The sequence below is a fragment of the Microbacterium sp. 1262 genome, assembly GCF_040544895.1.
In the GTDB taxonomy this organism is placed as follows: Bacteria; Actinomycetota; Actinomycetes; order Actinomycetales; family Microbacteriaceae; genus Microbacterium; species Microbacterium plantarum.
The window spans coordinates 2,099,086-2,125,303 of the sequence record NZ_JBEPKU010000001.1 but is presented as its reverse complement, the minus strand read 5'-3'; the positions used below and the strand labels follow the sequence as shown (position 1 = coordinate 2,125,303).

Annotated in this window: 22 protein-coding genes; 14 read left to right on the top strand and 8 right to left on the bottom strand. The window is 70.9% G+C overall.

Translation table 11 applies throughout. The features are described 5' to 3' along the window. From ABIC53_RS10155 to ABIC53_RS10130, 6 genes are all read right to left on the bottom strand, one after another. A complete protein-coding gene (locus tag ABIC53_RS10155; RefSeq protein WP_323987199.1) occupies window positions 1-1,440 on the bottom strand; it encodes an aldehyde dehydrogenase (NADP(+)) in 1,440 nt (479 codons plus the stop codon). Then, entirely contained in the window at window positions 1,437-2,558 is a 1,122-nt protein-coding gene (locus ABIC53_RS10150) for a mandelate racemase/muconate lactonizing enzyme family protein (RefSeq protein WP_274178329.1), read from the bottom strand. The genes ABIC53_RS10155 and ABIC53_RS10150 overlap by 4 nt, the downstream gene beginning before the upstream one ends. After that, window positions 2,555-3,454, bottom strand: coding sequence for a 5-dehydro-4-deoxyglucarate dehydratase (locus tag ABIC53_RS10145; protein ID WP_274178330.1), 900 nt, complete (start codon window positions 3,452-3,454; stop codon window positions 2,555-2,557). The genes ABIC53_RS10150 and ABIC53_RS10145 overlap by 4 nt, the downstream gene beginning before the upstream one ends. Further along, window positions 3,451-4,386 (bottom strand): NAD-dependent epimerase/dehydratase family protein, encoded by a 936-nt coding sequence (locus tag ABIC53_RS10140; RefSeq protein ID WP_282502027.1) that lies wholly within the window; start codon window positions 4,384-4,386, stop codon window positions 3,451-3,453. The genes ABIC53_RS10145 and ABIC53_RS10140 overlap by 4 nt, the downstream gene beginning before the upstream one ends. Further along, the gene (locus ABIC53_RS10135) at window positions 4,383-5,717 is read right to left on the bottom strand and encodes a Gfo/Idh/MocA family protein (RefSeq protein WP_112616363.1); all 1,335 of its coding nucleotides are present in this window, start codon (window positions 5,715-5,717) and stop codon (window positions 4,383-4,385) included. Before ABIC53_RS10135 ends, ABIC53_RS10140 begins: the two co-directional genes overlap by 4 nt. Before the next feature lie 121 nt (window positions 5,718-5,838). Beyond that, window positions 5,839-6,831: a LacI family DNA-binding transcriptional regulator gene (locus ABIC53_RS10130; RefSeq protein ID WP_282502028.1), complete on the bottom strand. Its 993-nt coding sequence runs from the start codon at window positions 6,829-6,831 to the stop codon at window positions 5,839-5,841. A gap of 62 nt (window positions 6,832-6,893) precedes the next feature. On the opposite strand from ABIC53_RS10130, the gene ABIC53_RS10125 reads away from it, so the two are divergent. Next, window positions 6,894-7,979 carry a M24 family metallopeptidase gene (locus ABIC53_RS10125; RefSeq protein ID WP_274178333.1) on the top strand — a complete coding sequence of 362 codons (1,086 nt, stop codon included), beginning with the start codon at window positions 6,894-6,896 and terminating at the stop codon, window positions 7,977-7,979. A gap of 127 nt (window positions 7,980-8,106) precedes the next feature. On the opposite strand, the gene ABIC53_RS10120 is transcribed toward ABIC53_RS10125, so the two are convergent. Continuing rightward, window positions 8,107-9,567 carry an HNH endonuclease signature motif containing protein gene (locus ABIC53_RS10120; protein ID WP_282502029.1) on the bottom strand — a complete coding sequence of 487 codons (1,461 nt, stop codon included), beginning with the start codon at window positions 9,565-9,567 and terminating at the stop codon, window positions 8,107-8,109. Window positions 9,568-9,708: 141 nt separating this feature from the next. Between ABIC53_RS10120 and ABIC53_RS10115 the strand changes: the two genes are divergently transcribed. Next, window positions 9,709-9,978 carry a hypothetical protein gene (locus ABIC53_RS10115; RefSeq protein ID WP_282502031.1) on the top strand — a complete coding sequence of 90 codons (270 nt, stop codon included), beginning with the start codon at window positions 9,709-9,711 and terminating at the stop codon, window positions 9,976-9,978. Window positions 9,979-9,988: 10 nt separating this feature from the next. Here the strand turns inward: ABIC53_RS10115 and ABIC53_RS10110 are convergent, their stop codons facing one another. Further along, on the bottom strand, window positions 9,989-11,947 hold the full coding sequence (locus ABIC53_RS10110; protein WP_282502032.1) for a DUF6807 family protein: 1,959 nt from the start codon (window positions 11,945-11,947) through the stop codon (window positions 9,989-9,991). A 200-nt stretch (window positions 11,948-12,147) separates the two neighbouring features. On the opposite strand from ABIC53_RS10110, the gene ABIC53_RS10105 reads away from it, so the two are divergent. From ABIC53_RS10105 to ABIC53_RS10050, 12 genes are all read left to right on the top strand, one after another. After that, window positions 12,148-12,885, top strand: a complete 738-nt coding sequence (locus tag ABIC53_RS10105) for a hypothetical protein (RefSeq protein WP_274178336.1) — start codon at window positions 12,148-12,150, stop codon at window positions 12,883-12,885. Window positions 12,886-12,935: 50 nt separating this feature from the next. Continuing rightward, on the top strand, window positions 12,936-14,702 hold the full coding sequence (locus tag ABIC53_RS10100) for an ABC transporter ATP-binding protein (RefSeq protein ID WP_282502033.1): 1,767 nt from the start codon (window positions 12,936-12,938) through the stop codon (window positions 14,700-14,702). Window positions 14,703-14,805: 103 nt separating this feature from the next. Continuing rightward, window positions 14,806-15,759: a glycoside hydrolase family protein gene (locus ABIC53_RS10095; RefSeq protein WP_282502034.1), complete on the top strand. Its 954-nt coding sequence runs from the start codon at window positions 14,806-14,808 to the stop codon at window positions 15,757-15,759. A 183-nt stretch (window positions 15,760-15,942) separates the two neighbouring features. Then, the gene (locus tag ABIC53_RS10090; RefSeq protein ID WP_274178338.1) at window positions 15,943-17,241 is read left to right on the top strand and encodes an ABC transporter substrate-binding protein; all 1,299 of its coding nucleotides are present in this window, start codon (window positions 15,943-15,945) and stop codon (window positions 17,239-17,241) included. 71 nt (window positions 17,242-17,312) lie between these two features. Continuing rightward, entirely contained in the window at window positions 17,313-18,305 is a 993-nt protein-coding gene (locus ABIC53_RS10085; protein WP_112616385.1) for a carbohydrate ABC transporter permease, read from the top strand. Beyond that, window positions 18,302-19,228 carry a carbohydrate ABC transporter permease gene (locus ABIC53_RS10080; RefSeq protein ID WP_120263486.1) on the top strand — a complete coding sequence of 309 codons (927 nt, stop codon included), beginning with the start codon at window positions 18,302-18,304 and terminating at the stop codon, window positions 19,226-19,228. Before ABIC53_RS10085 ends, ABIC53_RS10080 begins: the two co-directional genes overlap by 4 nt. Window positions 19,229-19,230: 2 nt before the next feature. Then, a complete protein-coding gene (locus ABIC53_RS10075; RefSeq protein WP_274178339.1) occupies window positions 19,231-19,899 on the top strand; it encodes a hypothetical protein in 669 nt (222 codons plus the stop codon). Window positions 19,900-19,939: 40 nt separating this feature from the next. Further along, window positions 19,940-21,220, top strand: a complete 1,281-nt coding sequence (locus ABIC53_RS10070) for an ABC transporter substrate-binding protein (RefSeq protein ID WP_274178340.1) — start codon at window positions 19,940-19,942, stop codon at window positions 21,218-21,220. A gap of 66 nt (window positions 21,221-21,286) precedes the next feature. Beyond that, entirely contained in the window at window positions 21,287-22,810 is a 1,524-nt protein-coding gene (gene arfA / locus ABIC53_RS10065; protein ID WP_282502036.1) for an arabinosylfuranosidase ArfA, read from the top strand. A gap of 186 nt (window positions 22,811-22,996) precedes the next feature. After that, on the top strand, window positions 22,997-24,121 hold the full coding sequence (locus ABIC53_RS10060; protein ID WP_269267530.1) for a Gfo/Idh/MocA family protein: 1,125 nt from the start codon (window positions 22,997-22,999) through the stop codon (window positions 24,119-24,121). Between the two features lie 10 nt (window positions 24,122-24,131). After that, window positions 24,132-25,334, top strand: a complete 1,203-nt coding sequence (locus ABIC53_RS10055) for a dihydrodipicolinate synthase family protein (protein WP_274178342.1) — start codon at window positions 24,132-24,134, stop codon at window positions 25,332-25,334. Then, window positions 25,331-26,218: a sugar phosphate isomerase/epimerase family protein gene (locus ABIC53_RS10050; protein ID WP_274178343.1), complete on the top strand. Its 888-nt coding sequence runs from the start codon at window positions 25,331-25,333 to the stop codon at window positions 26,216-26,218. Before ABIC53_RS10055 ends, ABIC53_RS10050 begins: the two co-directional genes overlap by 4 nt.

Here is a 26,218-nt window from a genome sequence, read left to right as displayed (position 1 = left end):
TTACGGCAGCACGAGCACGCCGTTGCGTCGGTGCGGAGTTCTCTCCAGCGACTCGTCACGCAGTTCGCGCGGCAGCAGCGCGGCCGGCGCGTCCTGGAAGACGAGCGGCCGGAGAAATCGGCGGATGGCGGTGGCCCCGACGGAGGTGTGCAGCGAGGTCGTCGCAGGCCAGGGCCCGCCGTGGTGCTGCGACCAGGTCACCGCGACGCCGGTCGGCCAGCCCGCGAACAGCACGCGTCCGGCGCGCTCCTGCAGGAGCGCGAGGGTCGCGGCGACGTCGTCGCCCGGCTCGGAGTGCAGGGTGGCGGTGAGGCTGCCGGGCACGGCGGCGAGGGCCGCGTGCACGTCGCTCTCGTCGGCGTACTCAACGAGGAGGGTGACAGGGCCGAAGCACTCCTCGAGCAGGACCTCCGGACGGGCGGCGACCGCGGACGCGTCCGACACGAGGACGACGGGTCGCGCGCCGTCGCCCGGGACGCCTTCTGCCGCCACCCGCACCGACGCGTCGGCCTCGAGCGCGGCGATCCCTGCCGGGAAGGCCTCGGTGATGCGGTCGGTCAGCAGCGGGCCGCCGGTCGCGCCGTGGGCGGCGGCGGCGACGGACTCGACGAATCCGCTGCCCCGGGGAACGAAGACGACGCCGGGCTTGGTGCAGAACTGACCCGCCCCCAGGGTGAACGATGTCACGAGTCCGCGGGCGAGCTCGTCGCCGCGGGCCTCGGCCGCCGCGGGCGTCACGACCACGGGATTCACGCTGCCCAGCTCGCCGTAGAAGGGGATCGGGTCCGGTCGCCCGGAAGCGAGGTCGAACAGGGCGCGGCCGCCCGACACCGAGCCGGTGAAGCCCGCCGCCCGAACGAGGGGATGCTGCACGAGGGCGTTGCCCGCCTCGCGACCTTCGACGAGTGCGAAGGAGCCTTCCGGCGCTCCGGCGCCGTCGAGCGCGGCGACGGCGATCTCGGCCGTGCGGCGAGAGAGCTCCGGGTGCCCGGAATGCGCCTTGACGATCACCGGGTTGCCGGCGGCGAGAGCGGACGCCGTGTCGCCGCCGCACACCGAGAACGCGAAGGGGAAGTTCGAGGCGGAGAACACCGCGACGGGTCCGACGCCCACCAGCAGGCGACGCAGCTCGGGCTGGGGCGGCGTCGCCGCGGCATCGGCCTCGTCGATCGTGATCTCTCGGAACGAGCCCTCCGTCACGACGTCGGCGAAGAGTCCCAGCTGTCCCGTGGTGCGGGCGACCTCGCCGCGCAGGCGCGCCTCGCCGAGTCGCGTCTCGCGATCGGCGATCGCGACGAGCTCGTCAGCAGCGCCGTCGAGGGCGTCGGCGAGAGCGCGCAGCCAGGTGGCGCGCGTCGCGGCATCCGAATCGCGCCAGATCGGGGCTGCGGCGGACGCCGCGGCGGCCAGCTCGTCGATGCGATCAGGGGTGGTGGTCATCGGTGTTCCTCGCGGTCGTCAGTGGTGAAGTGTCCGTCGGTGAAGCGCAGGCCCAGGCCGAGGTGGTCGGTCTCGCGGAGCCGTCCGTCGCGGATCACGACGGGGGAGGGGCCGCGGAGGGCGCCCAGCTCGGCGAAGCCGGCATCCTCCACGTCCTCGACCCAGGGTTCGGCCGCGCCGCCGGGGAGGGTCAGTGCGAGCTGGCCCGACAGCTCGGGCAGCAGATGCGGGTGCAGCTCGGCGCCGGCGTCCTCGGCGATCGCGGCGATGCGTTGCAGCGGCGTGATCCCCCCGACGCGCACGATGTTGGGCTGGACGATCTGCGCGGCGCCGCGTCGCAGCACCTCGGCGAAGCGGTACGCGGTGTGCAGGTTCTCGCCCACGGCGATCGGAATGCGCGGTCCGCCGCCGAGGCGCCGTGCGAGCTCGGCGTGTCCGTCGAGGTCGTCGGCGCGCAGGGGCTCCTCGATCCAGTCGGGTCGGACCTCGGCGAGGACCTCGAGCGACCGCGTCGCGCGGGCCAGGTCCCAGCGCTGGTTCGCGTCGATCATCAGGCCCCGGTCCGGGCCCAGCACCGAGCGGACGGCGCGAAGGCGGTCGAGGTCCTCCGCGACGTCGGGCTTGCCGACCTTGACCTTGACGGCGGTGAACCCGCGCGTGACCCACCGCTCGACCTGAGCGACGAGCTCATCGAGTGAGTAGTGGAGGTTCACGCCGCTGCCGTACACGCGGGCGCTCTCGCGGCGCCGTCCGATCAGCGTCGAGACCGACGAGCCGGCCGCGCGAGCCGCGGCATCCCAGAGCGCCAGGTCGAGGCCCGCGAGGGCGATCGTCGTCACGCCACCACCGCCCGCCTCGTGCAGGTGCTCCCAGAGGCCCTGCCATGCGCCGCCCGGCTCGGCGGAACGTCCGACGGCGGCCGGTGCGATGTCGTGTCGCAGCAGGGCGAGCACAGCCTCCGCCCCGATCTGCGGGGTCCACGAGAAGCCCCACCCCTCGGCGCCGTCACTGCGCTGCACGTGCGTCGCGATGACGCCGACCGAGGTGACGTCGGCGGCCCACGGGCGGGTGAGCGGGACCCGGATCAGGCGCGCTGCGAGCGCGGCGATCGTCGTCACAGCAGGGCGCGCCCGGCATCGAGGATCGCCGCCAGGCGGCGTTCCTGGTCGGCGGTGGGGTCGACGAGCGGGGCGCGAACCCCGCCGACGGCCTGCCCGCTCAGGCGCAGGCCCGCCTTGATGAGCGAGACGCCGAACCCGGGCGTCTCGTCGCGGAGCGCGACAAGAGGTGTGTAGAACGCGTCGAGCAGTGCCAGGCGACGCTCCTCGTCGTGCTCGACGTAGGCCCGGTAGTACGCGTTCGCGACCTCGGGCGCCATGGCGAAGGCTGCGGACGAATACAGCGGCACGCCGATGCCGCGATATGCGGCCTGAGTGAGCTCGGCGGTGAGGAGCCCGTTGAAGAACGCGAAGTCGTCGCGGCCGGCGTCGGCGATCACGCGGACGATGAGCTGCGTCGTGCCGATGTCGCCGGTGCCGTCCTTGAATCCGACGATCCGCGGGTTGTCGGCGAGACGGCGCATCGACTCGCGCGTGAACTGCGCGTTGGCGCGGTGGTAGACGATCACCGGCAGGTCGGATGCCGCGGCGATCGCCTCGACGTAGGCGACGAGTCCTTCCTGCGGCCCGCCGACGAGGTAGGGCGGCAGGGCGAGCAGGGCATCGGCCCCGGCGTCGGCCGCCGCGCGAGCCGTCTCGAGCGCGTGGCCGAGCGGACCCCCGGTCCCGGCGACGACGGGCACGGCGCCCGCGACGCTCGAGACGGCAGTGCGGACGACCGCGGCCGCTTCGGCGGTCGAGAGCGCGTGGAACTCGCCCGTGCCGCACGCGGGGAAGACGCCGCCGGCTCCTTCCTCGACACCGCGGCTCACGTGCGAGGCGAGCAGCTCGTGGTCGACGGCGCCGGAGGCGTCGAACGGGGTGACGGGGAAGAAGAGGATGCCGTCGAAGTTCATACCGGCACGTCCTTTCGGGTGTCGGTGCGGGAGGGTTCTTCGGTCAGGGCGTCGCGCCACGAGTAGCGGGGCGCCCAGTCCAGCAGGCGACGCGCCTTCGCGTTCGAGAACGCGGGCGCCGTGCCGGTGAGGACGGCGGAAGCCTCCTCCGTGCCGGGGTGGAAGCGGGGGATGAGCTCGGCGAGCGGGCGGCGGGCGAGGGCGTCGTCGGCTCCGACGAAGAAGGTCTCGGCGTTCGGGATCGTGGGCAGAGCGGACAGGAGAGCGTCGGCGAAGGAGGCGACGTCGCGCGCGTCGACGTAGTTGAACAGCGCGGGAGCGGCGAGGCTCGGATCGTCGAGGCGCTCGCGAACGGTGTGGCCCTGCTGCGTGGGGGCTCCGCGCCACTCCTCGGGTGCGATCACGTAACACGGGCGGAAGGCGGCGAAGCGTACGGCGTCGCCGGTCTGTCGGTGCAGCATCCGCAACGTTTGCTCGATCACGAGCTTCGACAGGGCGTAGCTGTTCCACGGCCGTGGCGGCGTGTCCTCATCGAGCGGGAAGCGGTCGGGCACCCAGCCGCGCGGCGCCCCGTAGCCCAGCACGGTGGGGCTGGAAGCGGCGACGATCCGCGGGATCCCTGCGGTCACGGCACCGCCGAGCACCGAGACGGCCAGGGCCGCATTCGTGCGCATGATGACGTCTTCGGGGGCGCTGAAGGGGACGGCGATCGCGGCCAGGTGGATGACGGCGGTCGCCCGCTGCGCGCGGAGCGCCGCGGCGGTGGCCTCGGCGTCGAGCAGGTCGATGGCGAGTTGGTCGGCGCCCTGCAGCTCGGGGGCGTCCGAGACCGTCCGATCGAAGGAGACCACCCGATGCCCCGCGGCGACGAGGCCGCCGACGAGGCTGCGACCGAGGCGGCCGGAGCCGCCGGTGACGACGACCCGGCTCATCGCCGACCGTCGAGCAGTCGGATGCGGAGCTCGGAGGTGTGCACGGGAAGACCCGACGCCAGCGACAGGTTGCCCGCGATGCCCACCGCGATCGAGCGGACGCCGTCGGCCCAGCCGGCGGGTCGAGCCAGCGGGTCATCGCCAGGGCCGACGAAGACGTCGGCGAGCAGCAGCTCGTCTCCGCCGCCGTGGCCGCCCTCGCCCGCCTCGATCGGGATCTCGACGGCGTCCTCCCAGTGGCGCTGGACGATCAGCCGTTCGCCCTGCGGGCGGAGGGAGGCGGGGCCGGCGGAGTCGACGGCCGAGGGGTCGAGCACCGGGTGCAGACCCTCGTCCTCGAGGACGGCGCCGCGCTCGACCACCTCGAGCTCGGCGCGGCCCTCGGTGCCGTTGACGGCGACGCGGTAGCCCTCCCACGGGGCGTGGGCGTTCAGCGAATACGACATCGTCGCCCCGCCGGCGTAGTCGACGACGAGCGCGAGGTTGTCCTCGATGGTGATGCCCTCGCCGAACACGTCGCGATCGCGAAGGTAGCCGTCGTGGCTCTCCGCTTCGAGGTAGAGCGCGCGCAGGCGTTCGTCGTCGCGGAGGTCGAGCTCGAACGGGTCGTGGCGGCCGTCGTGCGTGCCGCGCTGCGGCCGCTCGCCGAGATCGCGGGCCCGGGCGTTCTCCGCCCCGTAGAACCGCAGGCCGCCCGAGGCGAACACGCGGCGCGGCTCGTCGCGGATCCACCAGTTGACGAGGTCGAAGTGATGACTCGCCTTGTGGACGAGGAGGCCGCCCGAGTGCTCCTTCTCGCGGTGCCAGCGGCGGAAGTAGTCGGCGCCGTGCTTCGTGTCGAGCATCCACGAGAAGTCGATCGAGGTCACCCGCCCGATGCGGCCGTCCTGGATCACCTGGCGGAGGGCGCTGTTGCGCGGCGAGTAGCGGTAGTTGAAGGTCAGCACGACCGATCGACCGGTGCGCTCGACGGCGTCCTCGATCGCCGCCGCGCTCGGCGCGTCGATCGTCAGGGGCTTCTCGACCACCACGTCCGCGCCGGCATCGAGCGAGCGCACGATGAGGGATGCGTGCAGGTCGTCACGCGCGGTGATGATGACGCGTTCGGCGCGAGAATCGCGGATCATCTGCTCGAGGTCGTCCGGCGACCACAGCGTCGGGGCGGGCACGCCGCGCTCGACCAGCTGATCGCGGTAGTGCTCGGCGCGTACCGGGTTCGGCTCGCAGATCGCGACGAGCTCCGCCCGATCGGCGTGGGTCCCGGTGATGGCGTCGACGTACATCTGGGCGCGGTGTCCCGCGCCCACCAGGGCGTACCGCGTGCGGGTCATGGCTCTCCTTCGTGCCAAGAGCTGAGAGGCCGCCTATGTGGGAAAGCGCTCTCAGGAAACGTTTTCTCAGCCTAGCACGAGCCCTCCTCCGGACGCGAGGCTCAGGCCGAAGGTGCGCGGCTCAGGCCGCGGGAGCGCCGGTGCTGCCGCGGACGATGACGTCGGGCGAGACCGTCACGGCGGGCTCGGGCGTGCGGCCCGTCAGCAGGTCGTGCAGCGCCGACCACGCTCGCGCGCCGAGCTCGCCCATCGGCACGGCGGCGGTCGTGAGTGCGGGGGAGGTGTACCGCGCGAAGGGGATGTCGTCGAACCCCGCGATCGAGAGTCGGCCGGGCACCGGAATGCCGCGTTCGGTCGCCGCGCTCAGCAGCCCCATCGCCGACAGATCGTTGAATGCCAGCACCCCCGTCGCCCCTGACGCGAGAACATCGTCGAGAGCGCCGGCGCCGCTGGAGAAGTCGACCCCGGCGGGGATCTCGGCGATCTCGCAGTCCGCCAGCTCGCGTCGCGCGTCTTCGAGTGCAGACAGTCGCTGCCCGCTCGAGGCGCTGCGCGCCGCGCCGGCGAGGTACGCGAATCGGCGGTGTCCCTGCGCGTAGAGGTGGTCGATGATGGCGCGCAGAGGCGTGCGATAGTCGGCCGCCACGCTCGGAGCGTCGCCCGTGCGGTTGACCAGGACCACGGGGGCGACGTCGGCGACGACGTCGGCGAGCTGGTCGTCGCTCATGCGTGGCGCGCACAGGATCAGTCCGTCCGAGCGCCGCCGCGACTCCAGCGCGAGCAGGCGCTCCTCGTCGACGTTCTCGTCGGAGTCTGCGATGAGCACGTGGTAGCCGTCGGCGACCGCGGCCCGGCTGAGGCCGCGCAGCATCCCCTGGAAGGTGGGGTTCGCCAGGTCGGGCACGACGACCGAGATGGTCTGAGTGCGGCCGAGCACGAGGCTGCGCGCGAGCGGATTCGCCGAGTAGCCGAGCTGCGCTGCCGAAGCGCGCACCCGCTCGGCGAGAGCCGGATCGACGGTGGCGTTGCCGTTCATGACGCGCGAGACGGTGGCGAGTGAGACGCCGGCGTGCGCGGCGACGTCGGTGATCGTGGTCTGCTTCGCTCCGGCCATCGTTCCCCCGCCCTTCGTCCGGCCATACTATGCGAGGAAACGTTTTATGACAGGAGACGACGATGTCTGCGATCACGACCGCGACGACGGAGCGCGACGTCAAGCGCCGTCGCCTGGCATCCGTTCGTGAGGATGCCGGCGCCGATGCGCTCGTGCTCTCGTCGCATGAGGCGCTCTCGTGGTACCTCGGCGGCGTTCGGACGCACGTCTCGCTCGCGGGTCCGCCCGTGCTGGCCATCCGCGTCGCTGAGGGCGGCGACACGCTCTTCGTCTCGGCGAACGAGGCCGACCGGCTGATCGCGGAGGAGCTCGCGCCGGACGACGCCGCACGCGTCGCCCGGGTCCCGTGGTACGAATCGGTCGTCGCGCACGCCCTGTCCGGTGGTTCCGGCGGGCCCTCCGAGGGGCGGGGTGATCTCGCCGTCGGCGAGTCGGAGGTCGGCCCCCAGCTGCGGGCGGCGCGCGCCGAGCTGGTGCCGGAGGAAGTCGGTCGTTATCGGGCTCTCGGCCGTGCCGTGGCCGAGGTGTTGACGGATGTCGCCGCGGAACTGTCTCCCCTCACATCCGAGCGTGCCGCAGCTGCTCGGCTGGCTGCCGGGCTCGTGGCGCGCGGCATCGACCCGCTCGTGGTGCTGGTGGCGGGAGAGCCGCGGCTGCCCCACCGGCATCCCCTCCCCACGGACTCTCCGCTCGGTGCCCGGGCGATGCTCGTCGTGTGCGGACGTCGGCACGGGCTCATCGCCAACGCGACCCGGTGGGTGGGTGCGGCCGGTGGCGACGATGGACGGATCCTCGCGGTGGAGGCGGCGTTCTTCGCGGCGACTCGGCCCGGCGCCCACCTGGACGAAGTGTTCGCTGCGGGGTGTCGAGGCTACGCCGATGCGGGGTTCGATCCGGACGAGTGGGAACGCCACCATCAGGGAGGCCCGACCGGATACGCGGGGCGCGACCCGCGGGCGACCGCCGAGACGCGCGACCTCGTGCGGTCGCCGCACGCGTTCGCCTGGAATCCGAGCGCGCCCGGCGCGAAGGTCGAAGACACCGTCATCGTCACGGACGTCGGCGTCGAGGTGCTCACGGTCGACCCGAGGTGGCCTACGACCACGGTCGGCGGAATCGCCCGGCCCGTCGCGCGCCCGTTCTTCTGAAGCGCGCCGTGCCGACCTGTGCTCCGCTCGAACCTGAGCGTGGGTTCGCGCGTGCGCATGTGCGCGTGTGTCGTTCGCGCAGGCGCGGAGAGGCCTCCGCACGGGGTGCGGCAAGGGGATGAACACGTCAGAACGGCGGCTCTGACCCGAGGAAGGTGTGGAATCGCCGCTCTCGCCGCTGTGCCGGGGACAAAGCGCCGGGCGATCGTCCATCGTCCCGCCTACCCGGTGGCCGATCGGTCGTGACGGCGACCGTGAACGCGACGAATGGTGGTGGTGCGTCTTCGCGGTAGATCCGTCCGGTCGGTGAGCTCCACACCAGCTTCCCGCCGGGGAGTTGTCGGACGTGCCATCGGGTGTGGTGTTTGACGTCGTGGTGTCTCTTGCAGAGGTGGGCGAGGTTACGCACGTGCGTCTGCCCGTCGTCGGATGCGGCGATGGTGTGGTCGAGTTCGCAGCGGATGGCGGGTTGCCGGCATCCGGGGAATCGGCAGTGCCGGTCCCGCGCGCGCAGCAGCCGGATCATGGCGGCGGTGGGCCGGTAGCTGTCGCATTCGAGGACGGTGCCGGTGACCGGGTGGGTCAGCAGCCGGTCCCAGGAGGTCGCGTTGCCCGCGAGCTCTCGCGCGGTGGCCGCGTCGATGGGCGAGCGCCCCGCCAGACCGGCAGGCCCGTCGTCTTGCCCGATGAGGGTGAGGGCGGACACGGCGACCTGCACGTGCGCCCGGATCTTGCCGAGGGTTCCGTCGCCGTCACCGGTCGCGGTGGGGTCGAGGGCGGGCGCGCCGGCGAGGAGGAGGTCGCTGAACATGTCGGCGCGGACCTGGTCGATGGTTCGCACATCGTCGTTGAACGTCGACCCGTCGCAAAGGGTCGTATCGGCGTCGGTTATGCCGCCGTTCGCGTCGGTTCGAGCACCGTCCGGCATGGCACCGGCGGCATCGGCGTGCGCGCGCGCGTTGATGATCTCGCGCGCCTGTCGGGTGAGCCGGTCGTCGACGATTCCGTCGGCGATGACGGTCGGGAGCGTCGCGATCAGGTCGGACATCCCGTCCGGCCCGGCCTGCACCCGCACGCACCGCCCCGCCGCGGCCTCCGCGTGTCGTTCGGTGAACGAGCGCGGGTGCGTCCGCTCGGCCAGCATCCGCAGCGCGTCCCGCACGCGGTTCGGGGTCTCGCCCTCGCACCGCTCGATCGCGACCCGCTCGAACTCAGCCCGTTCGGCCGCGGGGACGAGGCATCCGATCTCCTGGATCACCCGCACGTGCCCCCGGACGATGCGTCCGTCCTCCCAGGCGGCCATCGTCACCGGATAGTTCTCGACCAGGTCTCGGGCCTCGTCGATCCGGCGTTGCAACGTCCGGTCGGTCGCCACGAACACCCCGGCCAGCTCGGCGGCGATGCCACGTAACGCCATCTCCCGGGCCTTCACGCGCTCGGACGCGCCAGCCGCCTGCCCCTCGGCCAGAACCCCGGCCGCGGCGAGCACCCGAACCTCCCGAACCTGCACGGCCCGTGCGGCATCCGAAACCCGCTCAGCATCCGCAACGAGAACGGCGAGCGCGTCGACGTCGCCGTCGCTGCCCATCCCACCGCCCGGCCGCCGAGCCCGCCATTCGAATGCATGTTCGAATACTGTCACGAACCTCCGACATCACCCCGCGGCTCTCCACAGCCCCCATCCCACGCCCCGCGCCGCATCGCCATCGCGACTCGGGATGATGGAGCCATGCCTCGATACCTTGTCGTCGACGCGGACCTGGCGGGTTTCGCGCAATATCAGCAGCTTGAGGCGGATGCCGATGGGCTCTGGTGGGTCGTGCGGCAGATCGATGAGCACCCCGCGGGTGCCCGGCGATACGGCGCCGGTGCGGTCGTCGTCGACGATTGGGGGATGCTCTCCGATCAGCCCTCGACCGCGTCGGAACTCGACGACGATGAGCTCACGACGCCCATCACCGCCGACGAGTTCGAGCGCCGCTGGAACGACGCGTGCTGACGCCTTCGGGTCAGGCGAGGAGCGCCGCGACCTCCGCGTCGGTCAGCCGGCCGTCGGCGACGAGGAGCCGATAGGCGCGCCGTACTGGAGCGCCCGGGGATGCCGCGACCGCGCGGTCCCAGGCCAGCGCGGCTCCGATGCCGGGATAGTCCGCGACCCGGACGAACCACGGATCGCCGGCAGACGACTCGTCTGCCGCAGCGAGTGCGACGGTCGCCTCCGCAGCAGCGCCGCCGGTCGGCCCGGCGAAGGACGCCGACCATGCGACCCACGGCGCGACCGTTCCGTGCACCGCCTCCTCGCCACGGGTCGAGGGCGTGCGCACGTCGACGTCGCTGCAGGCGGGCAAGCGCCAGCTCAGTCCGCCGTAGCCGCCTCCACTGCGCCCGTTGCTGCCAGGCCCCCCGAGCATCACGGTGCGGTCGGTCGCCGGCGACAGCTCGAACGACAGCTCGATGACAGCGGCGCGCTCGTCGCGATGGATCAGCCGCACCTCGCGGCGCTCGCGCATGACGACGCTGCCGTCGGGGCCGATCCAGCGCAGATCGAGAACCGCGCCGTCGGCGATCCGCTCGACGCCGGCGATCTCGATGCGCCCGTGATCGTCGCGCCAGATGTAGTCCTCGCCCGGGGTGTAGGTGCGACCACCCCAGAAGTTCGTGCCGTCGACATCCTGCAGGGCGACGCTGACACCGAGGTGCCAGTCGTGGTCGGCGGGATGGTGGTCGGTCACGGTCACGCCGCCGGGGGTGCGGAGCGGATGCAGGTACGGGCGCGGGCTCGACGACCGCGCGGTGCCAGCGCCGTCGACGAGCTCCGCCAGGGGCGAGCCGTCGCCCGGCAGGGTCAGCACGATGTCGCGAGCCGTGCGCCGAGCCCAGGGAAGGTGCAGCTCGGCGAAGGTCGCCTCGGCGTCGACGGCGCGGACCACGGCGTCTTCGATGCCGTCCACGATGAGCCGCCGGGCGGGGCCCTCGCCGCGCGCAGTGACGAACGCGGGGTCGATCTCGTGCGGCGCGGTGCGTCCCACGGCATCGATGACCGCGACGAACGCGCCCGAGGCTGACAGGGGCGACAGCAGCGCGACACCCTCGTCGCGATGATCGAGGAGGTTCTCGAGCAGGTCGTCACGCTCGAAGCGTTCGCTGCGCCCGTCGACCTCGACGATGTCCTCCGTGTAGAAGAAGCGTGCCGAGCGGCGGCGGCCATGCACCTCGACGTACGGGTCGACCTGCTCGTCGGCGCACAGCGTCAGCCCCGCGGTGACGCGGATGCCGCGCGTCGTCGACACGCGCAGCAGGCTCGTGTCGTCGCCCTCGATGGCGTTGGCGCGGTAGAGATCGGCGGTGACCTGCGTGATGTCGGCGACGGCTGTCGTGCCGGCGATCGCGAGAGCGGTGGCGGTCGCGTGGGCGAGCGGGTTGGTCGTGACCCCGTCGACGACGGCGACACCGTCGAGTTCGCGGCGCCCGGCCCAGCGGCTGCGCTCCCAGTACGCGCGGTCGCGCGCCCAGAGTCCCACGGCTCCGATCGCGCGGACCGGGCCCAGGTCGAACTGGTCGTCGGCGAAGGCTCGAAGCGCCCGCGACCCGAGGCTCTGGAAGCCCACCTGCACCCGCGCGCCCGACCGCGCGGCGGCGTCCTCGAGCACGCGCAGGTCGGCGAGGGTCAGCACCGGCGGCTTCTCGAGGTACAGGTCGATACCGCGGTCCACGACGGTGCGCGCGAGCTCGAGGTGGGTATGCAGCGGCGTGGCGACGATGACGACATCGACGTCGTCGGTCGCGGCGAGCAGGGTCGGCAGGTCGGGGAAGACGCGGGTGTGTTCCGGCAGGGTGCCCGGTGCCGGCGGGCGGGGGTCGGCCGCCGCGACGAGCCGCACGCGATCGCCCAGACGGCGGAGATTGTCGAGGTGCACGGTTCCGTAGCCGTGGACGCCGACGAGGGCGATGGTGGTGGTGCGTGGCATCCGATTCTCCTGACGTCGCTCCCATCATGCCAGCAAGCGCTTTCCCATGGGTCTCGCGACGCGCGCTGACGTCTTCGGGTGGGAGCGGTGAAGCGACACCCTACGGCAGGCGCCACCGGCCGTCGATGGGGAGCGCTGCCCGCGACGGGCCCGGGTGCCAGGCATTAGCGTCGAGGCACATCGATCCGAGGAGAACCGCCATGGCATCACCCGCATCCCGCACCCCGCGCACGCGACTGAACGCCGGGCTCGTCGTCGCGGCCCTCGGCCTGGCGGCGCTGACGGGCTGCACGCCGGCGGGTGGACCGAGCGGAGCGGCCTCGAGCGCTGCGCCCGAGACCACCGCGGCGTCGCCCTCGGCGTCGGCGCCCGCTGCGGCATCCGGTGCGCTCGACCGCACCGAGCTCGCCGACCTGTTCAGCGGCATCCAGTTCCGCCCCGCCCAGTACGACACGATCGCCGCGATGCTCGAGTCGATCTATCCCGGGTTGACGGTCTCGGACGCCGGGTGCCTCGCTCCCTTCGGCGCCGGGTGGGAATCGGCCGGCGATGCTGTCGAATGGGGCACGAGCAACGACCGATCGATGACGGCGGTCGTGGCCTCCGCGGTCGACGACGCAGCCGCCGAGGCGCTGGTGGCTCAGGCTGAGGATGCCATCGCAGGCTGCGCGGACGGGCAGGAGCTGTTCGCCATGCAGGGGGTGCCGGTCACGACCTCGGTCGAGCCGTTCGATCTCGCCGTCAGCGGCGCGGACGATGTCCGGGGGTGGCGGGTGACCGGCGACGTGGGCGGCTCTCCGTTCGCGCTCGTCGGCGCGACGGTCCGCACGGGTCAGAACGTCCTCGCGCTCGTGGGCTGGGATCCCGAGACGAGCGCGGACTATGTGCCGCAGGCGACGCAGCTCTTCGTCGACCGCATCGCGCAGGCGGCCGGCTGATTCGCGCCGAGGGGGTGTGCACGGTCGCGACGGGCGCCTAGCATGGTCGCGTGGCACGGAAACCGCTTTCCCATCCCGCGGACCTGATCGACGGCGCTCATCCGGCGCGATCCGTCCTGCGGCTGCTCGCCCGTCGCCCGGGGCGCATGAGCGTCGCCGTCGGCGCTTTCGCGCTGAAGGAGATCCCGATGTGGTTCCTCCCGGTGATCACCGCGGCGATCATCGACATCGTCGCGGGCGGGGGTGAGGTCTCGGCGGTCATCGGCTGGTTCCTGCTGGCCGCGGCCCTGCTGCTGCAGAACTACCCGAACCACATCCTCTACACGCGCAGCTTCATGACCGTCGTGCGCGACACCGGGGCCGACCTGCGCAACGCGCTCGCCGCGCGGCTGCAGAGCCTGTCGATCGGATACCACTCGCGGGTGAGCTCCTCGATCGTGCAGACCAAGGTGGTGCGCGATGTCGAGAACGTCGAGCTCATGCTGCAGCAGGTCACGCATCCGCTGCTGTCGGCGACGATGGTGATGATCGGCGCCCTCACCATGACCGCGATCGCGGTGCCCCAGTTCCTGCCGGTCTACGCGCTCGCCGTACCGATCGCGATCGGCATCCGGTACGGCATGCGCAACCGCTCGCGCGAGCGCAACGCGGTCTTCCGCCGCGAGGTCGAGGTGTTCTCGGCACGCGTGGGTGAGATGGCCTCGCTCATCCCGGTCACCCGCGCCCACGGCCTCGAGGAGACGGCCGTCACGCGCGTCTCGCGCGGCGCCGAGGGAGTGCGACGCGCGGGTCTTCACCTCGACATGCTCAACGGTCACGTCGCCTCGATCTCGTGGGTGGCGATGCAGCTGCTCGGCGTCGGATGCCTCGTGCTCGCCGCGATCTTCTCGCTCACCGGCATCCTGCCGATATCGCCCGGCGAGGTCGTGCTGCTCTCGACCTACTTCACGCTGCTCACGCAGGGGCTCACCCAGCTCCTCATGCTGATCCCGGTCGGAGCGCGCGGGCTCGAGTCGGTGCGCTCCATCGCCGAGGTGCTGCAGGAACCCGACCTCGAGCAGAACGAGGGCAAGCGCCGCGTGGATCGCGTCGTCGGCGACATCCGGCTCGAGGGTGCCAGCCATCGGTACGCGGGGGCGAGCGACGACGCGCTGCACGAGATCGATCTGCACATCCCCGCGGGTCGTACCTACGCGTTCGTCGGCTCGTCCGGATCGGGAAAGTCCACGCTGCTGAACCTCGTCCTCGGGTTCGTTCGCGCGACGAGCGGGCGGCTGACGATCGACGGGGCCGACGTGCAGGAGCTCGACCTGCGGACCGTGCGCCGCGCGGTGTCGGTCGTGCCGCAGGAGTCGGTGCTTTTCGAGGGCACGATCCGCGAGAACGTCGCCTACGGGCTGCCCGACGTCTCCGACGAGCGCATCGAGCGGGCGCTGCGCGACGCCAACGCGTGGGAGTTCGTCAGCGACCAGCCGGCCGGGTGGGACACCGTGGTCGGCGAGCGGGGCGCGCGCCTGTCGGGAGGGCAGCGGCAGCGGCTCGCGATCGCGCGGGCGCTGGTGCGCAATCCCCGCATCCTGCTGCTGGATGAGGCGACCTCGGCGCTCGATCCCGAGTCGGAGGAGCTCGTGAAGGACGCGCTCGCGCGGCTCATGGCCGGCCGCACGACCCTCGTGGTCGCTCACCGGCTGTCGACGATTCGGCGTGCCGACCGCATCATCGTGCTCGAGCGCGGGCGGATCGTCGAGCAGGGCTCGCACGACGACCTGCTGGCCGCCGCCGGCCGCTACGCCCACCTCCACGCCACCCAGTCCTGACCCTCCCCCCTCACCCCTCCGTCGACTCGCCAGAAGGTGCGGATGCCGGTGCCCCCGGATCTGCATTTCATGGCGAGTCGACGGGTATAAGACAGGAGAACTCATGCTCAGGGAGATCTATCGCGACCCGGTGTACGACGGGGCGACCGATCCGGTGGTCGTCATCGAGCCGGGCGACGGCGGATGGTGGATGTTCTACACGCAGCGGCGGGCGACGCATCCCGACCCGGGGCCGGGCGTCTCCTGGGTGCACGGCTCGCGCATCGGGGTGGCGCGCTCGCGAGACGGCGTCGATTGGCAGTACGCGGGCACCCTCGAACCGGATGCCGGCGGGCTCGAACTGACCGCCGGGCAGCCTCCGGCCGACGTCGACCGCACCCACTGGGCCCCCGAGGTCGTCTTCGACGGCACCGGATGGCGGATGTATCTGACCGAGATCGACGGTGTGCCCGATCGCTGGCCGGGTCATGCCCGCACGATCGTCGCCTACCGCTCGACCGACCTCGTGTCGTGGCACCGGCTCGGACCGCTCGATCTCGCGAGCGACCGCGTCATCGACGCCGGTGTGGCCCGCGGTCCCGACGAGAAGTGGCGGCTTTGGTACAAGGATGAAGCCGCCGATTCCGTCACCCGCGTAGCGGTGTCGGAGGACCTCGAGTCGTGGAGTGACGGCGGGGTCGCGATCGGCGGACGCCCGCACGAGGGGCCGAGCGTCTTCGAGCTCGGCGGCCGCTGGTGGATGATCGTCGACGAGTGGCGGGGGATGGGTGTCTTCGTCTCGGACGACACCGTCCACTGGGTGCGCCAAGGCGGTCCCGACGACATCGTCCTCGGCGCGGGGGCCGTGCCCGGCCGAGGGTTCGGGCACCACGGCGCCCCCGTTCGCGACGACGACTCCCTCTGGTACTACTTCTTCGCACAGCCGGCCACGACCCCGGATGCCGGTGGCGACGGGGCCGGTGCGTACGACGTCGAGGCCCGCCGGTGCGCCGTCTACCGAGTGCGGCTGCGTGTCGACGCGGGTCGGTTGGTGTGCGAGGCTGAGTCGACGCACTGAGACCGGTAACAGTCGCGAGATCACGGGTCGGAATCGGTTGACCCGACTTCCTTGCGAAACGTTTCATCGCGTAGTACCGTTGCCGGCAAGCGCTTTCCCAACCATCGGAGGCGCGCACCTGCACACACGGACAATGGACGTTCGCGCGCACCGAGACGACGACGTTCGGCAGAGAGGACAACGATGTTCAACAGAAAGCGGGCACTGGCCACGGTCGCCATCGCGACAGGCGCCGCGCTCACCCTGGCGGGCTGCGCCGGCGGAGAGACCCCGGCCGCGGATGCCACCTTCGACCCGGATGAGAAGGTCACCCTGAACCTGGCGTTCTGGGGCAACGACGTTCGCGCACAGCTCTACAACGAGGCGATCGCCGCGTTCAACGAGGAGTACCCGAACATCACGGTCAACGCGACGTTCCTGACTTTCCCGGAGTTCTGGGAGAAGCGTCAGACGGAGGCCGCGGGCGGCGGGCTGCCGGATGTCATGCAGTTCGACTACTCGTACCTGCGCCAGTACTCCGAGAACAACCTCCTGCTCGACCTCGACCCCTACCTCGGCGAGATCATCGAGACCGATGCCCTGCCGCAGAACATCCTCGACATCGGTGTCGTCGGCGACACGACTTACGGCATCGCGACCTCGACGAACGCGTGGGGCATGTTCACCAACCCGAAGCTGCTCGAGCAGGCGGGCGTGGAGGACTTCGCCGGCGGCTCGTGGGACGACTACTCCGAGTGGATGGCGAGCGTCACGGACGCGTCGGGCGGCGCCTACTGGGGTGGCACCGACTACACCGGACGCATCCAGAACTTCGAGCTGCAGCTGCGAGCCGAGGGGTCGCAGCTGTTCGACGAGGACGGCGAGCCCGGGTTCGACGAGGAGCGGCTGACGCAGTTCTGGGAGGACGGCGCCGAGCTCCGCGAGAGCGGAGCCGTGATCGGCCAGCAGCGCCTCGAAGAGGCCCTGCCGCTCTCGGGCTTCGACGCCGCGCTGACGGCGAGCGAGCTCACGTGGGACAACTTCGGCGGCGGCTACCTGGGCAACCTGGGCGAGGGCTACACCGAGCTCGGTCTCGTCGCGCCGCCCGTGACGAAGGAGGGCGCGAAGGACCTCTACCTCAAGCCCTCGATGCTCCACACGATCTCGGCGAAGACCGAGCACCCCGCGGCCGCGGCGACGCTCGTCAACTTCCTCGTGAACTCGCCGCAGTCGGGTGAGATCTTCGGCACCAACCGTGGCCTTCCCGCCTCGCAGACCGCCCTCGACGCGGCCGACCTCGACCCGCTGAGCCAGCAGGTGAAGGAGTACGAGGAGTCGATCGCCGACCGCCTCGGCGACGCCCCGCCGGTCCCGATCGTCGGCTACGGCACGATCGAGGAGGAGTTCCGCAAGCTCGGCACCGAGCTCGCCTTCGGCACCATCACCGTGGATGAGGCCGTCGAACGCTTCTTCTCGCAGATGGACATCACCCTCAACGGATGACCCGATCCCGCGGGCCGGCGCACGGCGCCGGCCCGCGGGCCCCGCATCCTCCCCGCATCCTCAGGAGCATCGTGACCACTACCGCCACACGGGTGATCGTCACCAAGGACTCGTCGCGTCGCGGCCTGGTCCGGAAGCAGCGGCCCGAACATCTCGATCGCCCCGGCGCTCGCAAGCGCGCCGTCCGCGAGAACATCGCGGGCTACGGCTTCCTCCTGCCGTGGCTCGTCGGATTCTTCGGACTCACGCTCGTGCCGATGGCGTATTCGCTGTACCTGTCGTTCACGAGCTACAACATCTTCTCGCCGCCCAAGTGGGTCGGCATCGACAACTACATCCGACTCTTCACCAACGACCCGAGCTTCATGCAGTCGGCGCAGATCACCCTGATCTACGTGCTCGTGGGCACCCCGATCTCGCTCATCGCCGCACTTCTGATCGCGCTGCTGCTGAACTACCGCGACAAGGGCGCGGCCTTCTTCCGGTCGGCGTTCTACGCCCCGTCGCTCATCGGGGCGTCGGTCTCGGTCGCGATCGTGTGGCGCGCGATGTTCGCCACGGACGGTCCCGTCGACAACGGCCTGAACGTGTTCGGCATCGAGCTCGGCGGCTGGATCGGCAACCCCGGCCTCATCCTGCCGATGATGATCCTGCTCGCGGTCTGGCAGTTCGGTGCCACGATGGTCATCTTCCTCGCCGGCCTCAAGCAGATCCCGAAGGAGCTGTACGAGGCGGCCGAGATGGACGGAGCCAACGCCCTCCGCCGCTTCCGCGCGGTCACGGTGCCGATGCTCTCGCCCGTGATCTTCTTCAACCTGTTGCTCGGGCTCATCGGGGCGTTCCAGGTCTTCGGATCGGCCTACATCATCTCCAACGGCACCGGCGGCCCCGCCGGCATGACGAACTTCATCACGGTGTACCTCTACAAGACCGGATTCGCCGACGGACGCATGGGTTACGCCGCCGCGATCGCCTGGGTCCTCCTCGTCGTCGTCGCCATCATCGCCCTCATCCTCTTCCGCACCCAGAAGTCGTGGGTGCACTACTCGGGAGACAACCGATGACCACGTCACCCACCTCACCGCTGACGAGCGAGGCCATCTTCGCCGAGCAGCAGACCACGCCGATGCCGCCTGCCCGGCGCCGCGTAAAGCGCAAGACCTGGCAGACGATCATCTGGTTCGCCGTGCTGATCGTCATCACCGCGGTCGTGCTCTACCCGCTGGTCTGGCTGCTGCTGTCGACGTTCAAGCCCAACAGCGAGTTCGGCCAGAACATGGGCCTGCTGCCGAACGCGCCGACGATCGAGAACTACATCAAGGTCGCCGAGGGCATCGCGGGCGTCCCGATGTGGCGGTTCTTCGCCAACTCGCTGCTCATCGCCGGCGTCTCGGTGATCGGAACCGTGTTGTCGTCGGCTCTCGCGGCCTATGCCTTCGCCCGCCTGCAGTTCAAAGGGCTCGGCATCCTGTTCGCCGCGATGATCGGCACGCTGCTGCTGCCGTTCCACGTCGTGATCATCCCGCAGTACATCATCTTCAACAATCTCGGGATGGTGGACACGTACTGGCCGCTGCTGCTGCCGAAGTTCCTCGCGACCGAGGCGTTCTTCGTCTTCCTCCTCGTGCAGTTCATCCGGCAGATGCCCCGCGACATGGACGAGGCCGCGAAGATCGACGGCGCGGGACACCTCCGCATCTTCTGGTCGATCATCCTGCCCCTGATCAAGCCGGCGCTCATCACGTGCGCCATCTTCAGCTTCATCTGGGCGTGGAACGACTTCCTCGGCCCACTCCTCTACCTGACGAGCCCCGAGAACTACCCGCTGCCGATCGCGCTGCGCCTCTACAACGACCAGACCTCGTCGAGTGACTACGGCGCGACGGTGACGGCATCCTTCATCGCCCTGGTCCCGATCCTGCTGTTCTTCATCGTCTTCCAGAAGTTCCTGGTCGACGGCGTCGCCACCCAGGGTCTGAAGGGCTAGCGATGCCGACCGACGAGCGTCCCCGCACGCGGCGCGAGGAGCGCGCCGCGGTGCGGGCCGACCGCTCCGGCAGCGGACCGACACTCGAGGGCCGTCCGCAGCTGCGGCATCCCGGTGCGGCGGGGGCGTTCGCGCTGCTCGGCGAAGTGCTGCTGATCGGACTCCTCATCGGCGCCGTCTCGCTCGCCGTCGTCACTCTTCCGGTCGCGCTCGCGGCGGGGGTGCGGCATCTGCGCCGCTACGTCGCCGCCGACGACTCGCGGCTGTCGCTGTTCTGGGCGGATGTCCGCGCAGGGCTGCTGCCGGGGGCGGTCGTCGGTCTCGCGGCCCTGGTCGTGGCGCTCATCCTGCTGCTCGACATCGACCTGGCCCGATCGGGATTCCTCCCGGGCGGCGTCGTGATCGAAGCGGTCGGCTGGGCGGGCCTCGCCGCGCTCGCCGTCGCCCTCCTCACCGCGGCCGGCTCCTGGAGCCCCGAGCTCGGGTGGCGCGGAGCGGTCCGAGCGATCCCGGATGCCGCGCGCGGCGACGTCGTCGGAAGCCTCTACCTCCTCGCCACGGCGGCCTTCGTCGTGATCGTGACGTGGGCGCTGCCGCCCCTCTTCGTCGCCGGCATCGGCTGCGCCGCGCTCGCGGTCGTGGCGATCCCCGCCCGGCCCCGCCGCACCTGAGACCCGTCCCCCCGGGCCCGCTCCCGATGAAAGGACTCCCATGAAGGCACACCGCCTGCTCGCCACCGTCGGCATCGTCGCCGCCGGTGCGCTGGCACTGACCGGATGCGGCGGCGCGCAGACGCCTCCCGCAGCCGCATTCGACCCCGACGAGAAGGTCACGCTGACCTACGCGTTCTGGGGCAACGACGACCGGGCGAAGCGCTATGACGAGCTGATCGCGGCATTCAACGAGGAATACCCGAACATCACCGTCAACGTCAGCTTCACCGACTTCCCGAGCTACTGGGAGAAGCGGCAGACGGAGGCGGCGGGCGGGGGACTGCCGGATGTCTTCCAGTTCTCCGACAGCTACCTGCGTCAGTACGGCGAGTCGGGCAATCTGCTCGATCTCGCGGAGGTCGCCGACCAGATCGACATGACCACCTTCGACGACGGGCTCCTGGGCACCGGCGCGCTGGGCGGCACGCAGTACTCGCTGCCGACCGGGTACAGCCTGTGGGCGAACTTCGTCAACGACGACCTCGTCGCGCAGGCCGGGGTCGCGGCGCCCGAAGGGGGCACCGACTTCGCCGAGTTCGACGAATGGATGGCCGAGGTCACCGAGAAGACAGGAGGCGCCGTCTACGGAGGCACGGACTACACCCAGCGCATCCAGGCCTTCGAGCTGGTGCTCCGCGCAGACGGCGGCAACCTCTACACCGACGACGGCGAGCTCGGGTTCACCAAGGACCAGCTGCGCGAGTTCTGGGAGAGCGGCGCCGGCCTGCGCGACGGTGCGGCCGTGCCGCAGCAGCGGCTCGAAGAGCTGTCGCCCAAGTCGGGCTTCGGGGCCGCGCTGACCGCCAGCGAGATGAGCTGGAGCAACTTCCTCGGCGGCTACCTCGCCGACTCGGGCGCCTCGTCGATCTCGATCGTCGCACCGCCGACGGCGAAGGAGGGCTCGAAGGACCTCTACCGCCAGGCCGGCCTGCAGGTCGCGATCTCGGCCAAGACCGAGCACCCGCAGGCGGCCGCCCTGTTCCTCGACTTCGTCGTGAACTCCGAGGCCGCCGGTCAGGTCTTCGGGACGACGCTCGGCTTCCCCGCGTCGACCTCGAAACTCGCCGGCGCGACCCTCGAGGGCGCCGACAAGCAGGTCGCCGACTACATCGAGTCGGCCGCGGACCGCATCGGCGATGCGCCGCCGGTGCCGGTGGCCGGATACGGATCGCTCGAGCAGACGTTCTGGGAGCTCGGCAAGTCGCTCGGGCTCGGAACCACGTCGGTGGACCAGGCTGTCGACCAGTTCTTCTCCGAAGCCGAGGTCGTGCTCGGCTGAGGAAGACCGCCACGTCGGGGATGCCGCGCGCGGAAGCGCGGCATCCCCGCTGACCCAAGGAATGACATGACGCCGACGAACGCCGCCATCGACCCCCGTTTCGAGATCTCCCGCATCGATCGCCGTATCTTCGGCGGCTTCGTCGAGCATCTCGGCCGTCACATCTACGACGGCATCCACGAACCCGGTCATCCGTCCGCGGACGCCGACGGTTTCCGGTCGGATGTCGTCGAGCTCGTCCGCGAGCTCGGGGTGTCGACCATCCGCTATCCCGGCGGCAACTTCGTCTCGGGATACCGGTGGGAGGACGGTGTCGGGCCGCGCGAGGAGCGGCCGCGACGTCTCGACCTCGCCTGGCACTCCACGGAGACCAACGAGGTGGGCCTGCACGAGTTCGCGCGCTGGCTCGAGCTCGTGGGCAGCGATCTCATGCTCGCCGTCAATCTCGGAACGCGGGGCACGCAGGAGGCGATCGACCTGCTCGAGTACGTCAACGCCGACGCCGACACCGCGTGGACCCGAAAGCGCGTCGCGAACGGGCGGCGCGACCCGTTCGGTGTGCGGATGTGGTGTCTCGGCAACGAGATGGACGGCCCCTGGCAGCTGGGTCACCGCAACGCCGACGACTACGGCAAGCTCGCCTCGCGCACGGCCAAGGCGATGCGGATGCTCGACCCCGACGTCGAGCTCGTGGTCTGCGGCTCGTCGGGCAGCGGCATGCCGACGTTCGGATCGTGGGAGCGCACGGTGCTCGAGCACACGTTCGACGACGTCGACTTCATCTCGTGCCACTCCTACTACCAGGAGCGCTTCGGCGACGCGCGGGAGTTCCTCGCGTCGGGCGTCGACATGTCGCGTTTCATCGAGTCGGTGGTCGCCATCGCCGACGCGGTCGCGGCGACGAAGAAGAGCGACAAGCGCATCATGATCTCCTTCGACGAGTGGAACGTCTGGTACCTCCACAACGACGACGGCGGCCAGGACGACAAGCCGCGCGAGCCGGGCTGGCCGGTCGCGCCGCGGCTGCTCGAAGACCAGTACCACGCGTTGGATGCCGTCGTCTTCGGTGACCTGCTCATCACGCTCCTTCAGCACAGCGACCGCGTGCGGTCGGCATCTCTCGCGCAGCTCGTCAACGTCATCGCCCCGGTCATGACCGAGCCCGGCGGCCCGGCATGGCGACAGACGACGTTCTTCCCGTTCTCGCTCACGTCGCGCCTCGCGGGGGAGCGCGCGATCTCGGTCGCCGTCGAGTCCGGGACGTTCGAGAGCGAGCGCTTCGGTGCGGTGCCGAACGTCAACGCCGTCGCCACCGTGGACGACGACGGCGCGACACTGTTCGTCGTGAACCGTTCGACAACCGACGCGGAGGACCTGCGCATCGACGTGTCGGCTCTCGCGACCGATCCCGGTGCAGCGGTGTCGATCGTTGAATCGCACCTCCTCCACGACGACGACCGATATGCCGCGAACACGCTCGACGACCCCGACCGGGTCGGCGTGGTTCCGGTGCCCGGGATCGCGCTCGACGACGACGTTCTGTCGCTGTCGCTGCCCCCGATCTCGTGGGCGGCCATCCGCCTGGGCTGAGCCGCTCCGGCACCCCGCGAGCACAGGGTTGCGCCCGCGGGTGACAGCCATCTACAGTATGGGAAAGCGCTTACCACCCCACCGGTGAGCGGACGAAGCAAAGGAACGCCCGTGTCAGAGACGACCACCCTCAGCCCCGCGCCGGAGACGGCGACCGCCCCGCAGGTCCGCGAGATCGGCATCATCATGAACGGCGTCTCGGGCCGGATGGGCTACCGCCAGCACCTCGTCCGCTCGATCCTCGCGATCCGCGACCAGGGCGGCATCGAGCTTCCGGACGGGACCAAGGTCACGGTCAAGCCGCTCCTCGTCGGTCGCAGCGAGGCGAAGCTCGCCGACCTCGCCGCCAAGCACGGCATCGAGGACTACACGACCGACCTCGACGCCGCTCTCGCCGACCCGCGCTGGGAGATCTACGCCGACTTCCTCGTCACGAAGGCCCGCGCGTCGGCGCTGCGCAAGGCGATCGCCGCCGGCAAGACGATCTACACCGAGAAGCCCACCGCAGAGTCGGTCGACGAGGCGCTCGAACTCGCGAAGCTCGCCGCCGAGGCGGGGGTGAAGACCGGTGTCGTGCACGACAAGCTCTACCTCCCGGGCCTGCAGAAGCTGAAGCGCCTCATCGACTCGGGCTTCTTCGGCCGCATCCTCTCGGTGCGCGGCGAGTTCGGCTACTGGGTGTTCGAGGGCGACTGGCAGCCCGCGCAGCGCCCGAGCTGGAACTACCGCGCCGAAGACGGCGGCGGCATCATCGTCGACATGTTCCCGCACTGGAACTACGTGCTCGAGAACCTCTTCGGCGACGTCAAGACCGTCTACGCCCAGGCCGCCGTGCACATCGCCGACCGCTGGGACGAGAAGGGCGAGCACTACACCGCCACGGCCGAGGATGCCGCCTACGGCGTCTTCGAGCTCGAGGGCGGGGTCGTCGCGCAGATCAACTCGTCGTGGACCGTGCGCGTCAACCGCGACGAGCTCGTCGAGTTCCACGTCGACGGCACGCACGGCTCCGCCGTCGTGGGGCTGTTCGGTGCGAAGATCCAGCCCCGCAACGCGACCCCCAAGCCGGTGTGGAACCCCGACCTCGAGGACACGCACGACTACGACGCCGACTGGCAGAACGTGCCCACCAACGACGTCTTCCTCAATGGCTTCCGTCAGCAGTGGGAGGAGTTCCTCACCTCGTACGTGACCGAGACCCCGTACGAGTTCGACCTCCTCGCAGGGGCCCGCGGAGTGCAGCTCGCCGAGGCGGGCCTGCAGTCGAGCCGCGAGGGCCGCAAGGTCGAGCTTCCGGCGCTGAGCATCTGAGCGCCGCACGATGACCGACCTCACCCTCCTCGGCGCCGACGGCGCCCTCACCTCCGTCCCGCTGAACGACGCGCCTGGCTTCGCCCGGCCGACGAGCGCGCTGCGCAGCCGGGTCGCCTACGCGGCGGCCCATGTCGTTCCCGTCGTCTCGGCCGACAACACCCCGGGCCAGCCGGCGCAGATCGACTGGGACGCGACCCTCGGCTTCCGCCGCGCCGTGTACTCCTGGGGTCTCGGCGTGGCCGACGCCATGGACACCGCGCAGCGGAACATGGGGCTCGACGCCGCCGCGACGCGCGAGCTCATCGCTCGCTCCGCCGAGGTCGCGCGCGAGGAGGGGGGCTCGGTCGTCGTCGGCGTCAACACCGATCACGTCGACGACGAGCACATCTCGCTCGATCAGGTCATCGACGCCTACAAGAGCCAGCTCGCGTTCACGGAGGACCAGGGTGCGGGTCCGGTGCTCATGGCGTCGCGGCACCTCGCCCGTGCGGCGTCATCGGCCGACGACTACCGCCGGGTGTACCGCGAGGTGCTCGCCGCGGCATCCGGTCCCGTCGTCCTGCACTGGCTCGGCACCGCCTTCGACCCGATCCTCGCGGGCTACTTCGGCTCGCCCGATTGGCGCGCGGCATCGGACGTCCTCGTCGAGATCATCGGCGAGAACGCCGACAGGGTCGCGGGCGTGAAGATGAGCCTGCTCGACGCCGCGTCCGAGGTGTCGGTGCGCGAGCGGCTGCCCGAGGGCGTGCGCATGTTCACCGGCGACGACTTCAACTACGTCGGCCTCATCGGCGGCGCAGACGTGCCCCAGGCGACCCAGCCCGAGCGCGACCTCGCCTCGCCGCGGCAGCACTCCGACGCGCTGCTCGGCGCCTTTGCGGCGATCACTCCGGTCGCCTCCGCCGCCATCCAGGCTCTGGACGCCGGGGATGCCGACCGGTATCTCGCGATCCTCGGACCGACGGAGGAGCTCAGCCGGCAGATCTTCGCGGCACCGACGTTCTACTACAAGACCGGCGTCGCGTTCCTGTCGTGGCTCAACGGCCATCAGGCTGCGTTCCAGATGGTCGGCGGACTGCACTCGGCGCGCAGCCTGCCGCACCTCTCGCGGATCGTCGAGCTCGCGAACGCGTCGTACGCGCTCGAACAGCCGGAACTGACCGCGGACCGCTGGCACGCGATGCTGCGCCTGAACGGAGTCCGGGCATGAGCGTCGTCGACCCGCGCCTGTCGATCAACCAGGCCACGATCAAGTACGCCGACCTCGCGACCGCGCTGCGGGTCACCGCGGATGCCGGAATCGAGGCGATCGGACTGTGGCGCGAGCCCGTGCAGGAGGTCGGTCTCGCCACCGCCGCCGCCATGCTGACGGACTCGGGCCTGCGGTTCACTACGCACTGCCGGGCGGGCTTCTTCACGATGCCGGAGGGTCCCGCCCGGCGCTCCTCGATCGATGACAACCGGGTCGCGATCGATGAGGCCGCCGCGCTCGCCGCCGCCGGTGCGCCCGGCTCCACCGCGATCCTCGTGCTGGTCGCCGGCGGACTGCCCGAGGGGTCGCGCGACATCGTCGGCGCGCGGGAGCGGGTGCGCGACGCGATCGGCGAGCTCGCCCCCCACGCGAAGGCGGCGGGGGTGACGCTGGCGATCGAGCCGCTGCATCCGATGTTCGCCTCCGACCGCTGCGTCGTCTCCACGCTCGGCCAGGCCCTCGACATCGCGGCCGACTTCGAGCCCGAGGTCGTCGGCGCCACGGTCGACACGTTCCACATCTTCTGGGACCCCGACGTCCTGCCCGCCATCGATCGGGCCGGGCGCGAGGGGCGCATCGCGACCTACCAGGTGTGCGACTGGCGAACGCCGCTGCCCGCGGACGTCCTGCTCAGCCGCCACTATCCGGGCGACGGGGTCATCGACTTCGCATCGCTGACCCGGGCCGTCGAGGCGACGGGGTACGACCGCGACATCGAGGTGGAGATCTTCAACGCCGACATCTGGGCCGCCGATCCCGCCGAGGTCGTGCGCCGCACCGCCGAGGCGTTCGGTGCCGCTGTGACGCCGCACCTCTCGGGCGCGCGCACCCCCACCGCATAG

Excerpts from the sequence above, each read along its gene's own strand:
- ABIC53_RS10075 (WP_274178339.1), top strand. The coding sequence starts at position 19,231 with ATGCCGACCGACGAGCGTCCCCGCACGCGGCGCGAGGAGCGCGCCGCG.
- ABIC53_RS10070 (WP_274178340.1), top strand. The coding sequence starts at position 19,940 with ATGAAGGCACACCGCCTGCTCGCCACCGTCGGCATCGTCGCCGCCGGT.
- ABIC53_RS10110 (WP_282502032.1), bottom strand. The coding sequence starts at position 11,947 with ATGCCACGCACCACCACCATCGCCCTCGTCGGCGTCCACGGCTACGGA.
- arfA (WP_282502036.1), top strand. The coding sequence starts at position 21,287 with ATGACGCCGACGAACGCCGCCATCGACCCCCGTTTCGAGATCTCCCGC.
- ABIC53_RS10120 (WP_282502029.1), bottom strand. The coding sequence starts at position 9,567 with ATGGGCAGCGACGGCGACGTCGACGCGCTCGCCGTTCTCGTTGCGGAT.
- ABIC53_RS10115 (WP_282502031.1), top strand. The coding sequence starts at position 9,709 with ATGCCTCGATACCTTGTCGTCGACGCGGACCTGGCGGGTTTCGCGCAA.
- ABIC53_RS10060 (WP_269267530.1), top strand. The coding sequence starts at position 22,997 with ATGAACGGCGTCTCGGGCCGGATGGGCTACCGCCAGCACCTCGTCCGC.
- ABIC53_RS10155 (WP_323987199.1), bottom strand. The coding sequence starts at position 1,440 with ATGACCACCACCCCTGATCGCATCGACGAGCTGGCCGCCGCGGCGTCC.
- ABIC53_RS10145 (WP_274178330.1), bottom strand. The coding sequence starts at position 3,454 with ATGAACTTCGACGGCATCCTCTTCTTCCCCGTCACCCCGTTCGACGCC.
- ABIC53_RS10090 (WP_274178338.1), top strand. The coding sequence starts at position 15,943 with ATGTTCAACAGAAAGCGGGCACTGGCCACGGTCGCCATCGCGACAGGC.
- ABIC53_RS10105 (WP_274178336.1), top strand. The coding sequence starts at position 12,148 with ATGGCATCACCCGCATCCCGCACCCCGCGCACGCGACTGAACGCCGGG.
- ABIC53_RS10125 (WP_274178333.1), top strand. The coding sequence starts at position 6,894 with ATGTCTGCGATCACGACCGCGACGACGGAGCGCGACGTCAAGCGCCGT.
- ABIC53_RS10140 (WP_282502027.1), bottom strand. The coding sequence starts at position 4,386 with ATGAGCCGGGTCGTCGTCACCGGCGGCTCCGGCCGCCTCGGTCGCAGC.
- ABIC53_RS10135 (WP_112616363.1), bottom strand. The coding sequence starts at position 5,717 with ATGACCCGCACGCGGTACGCCCTGGTGGGCGCGGGACACCGCGCCCAG.
- ABIC53_RS10130 (WP_282502028.1), bottom strand. The coding sequence starts at position 6,831 with ATGGCCGGAGCGAAGCAGACCACGATCACCGACGTCGCCGCGCACGCC.
- ABIC53_RS10080 (WP_120263486.1), top strand. The coding sequence starts at position 18,302 with ATGACCACGTCACCCACCTCACCGCTGACGAGCGAGGCCATCTTCGCC.
- ABIC53_RS10055 (WP_274178342.1), top strand. The coding sequence starts at position 24,132 with ATGACCGACCTCACCCTCCTCGGCGCCGACGGCGCCCTCACCTCCGTC.
- ABIC53_RS10095 (WP_282502034.1), top strand. The coding sequence starts at position 14,806 with ATGCTCAGGGAGATCTATCGCGACCCGGTGTACGACGGGGCGACCGAT.
- ABIC53_RS10050 (WP_274178343.1), top strand. The coding sequence starts at position 25,331 with ATGAGCGTCGTCGACCCGCGCCTGTCGATCAACCAGGCCACGATCAAG.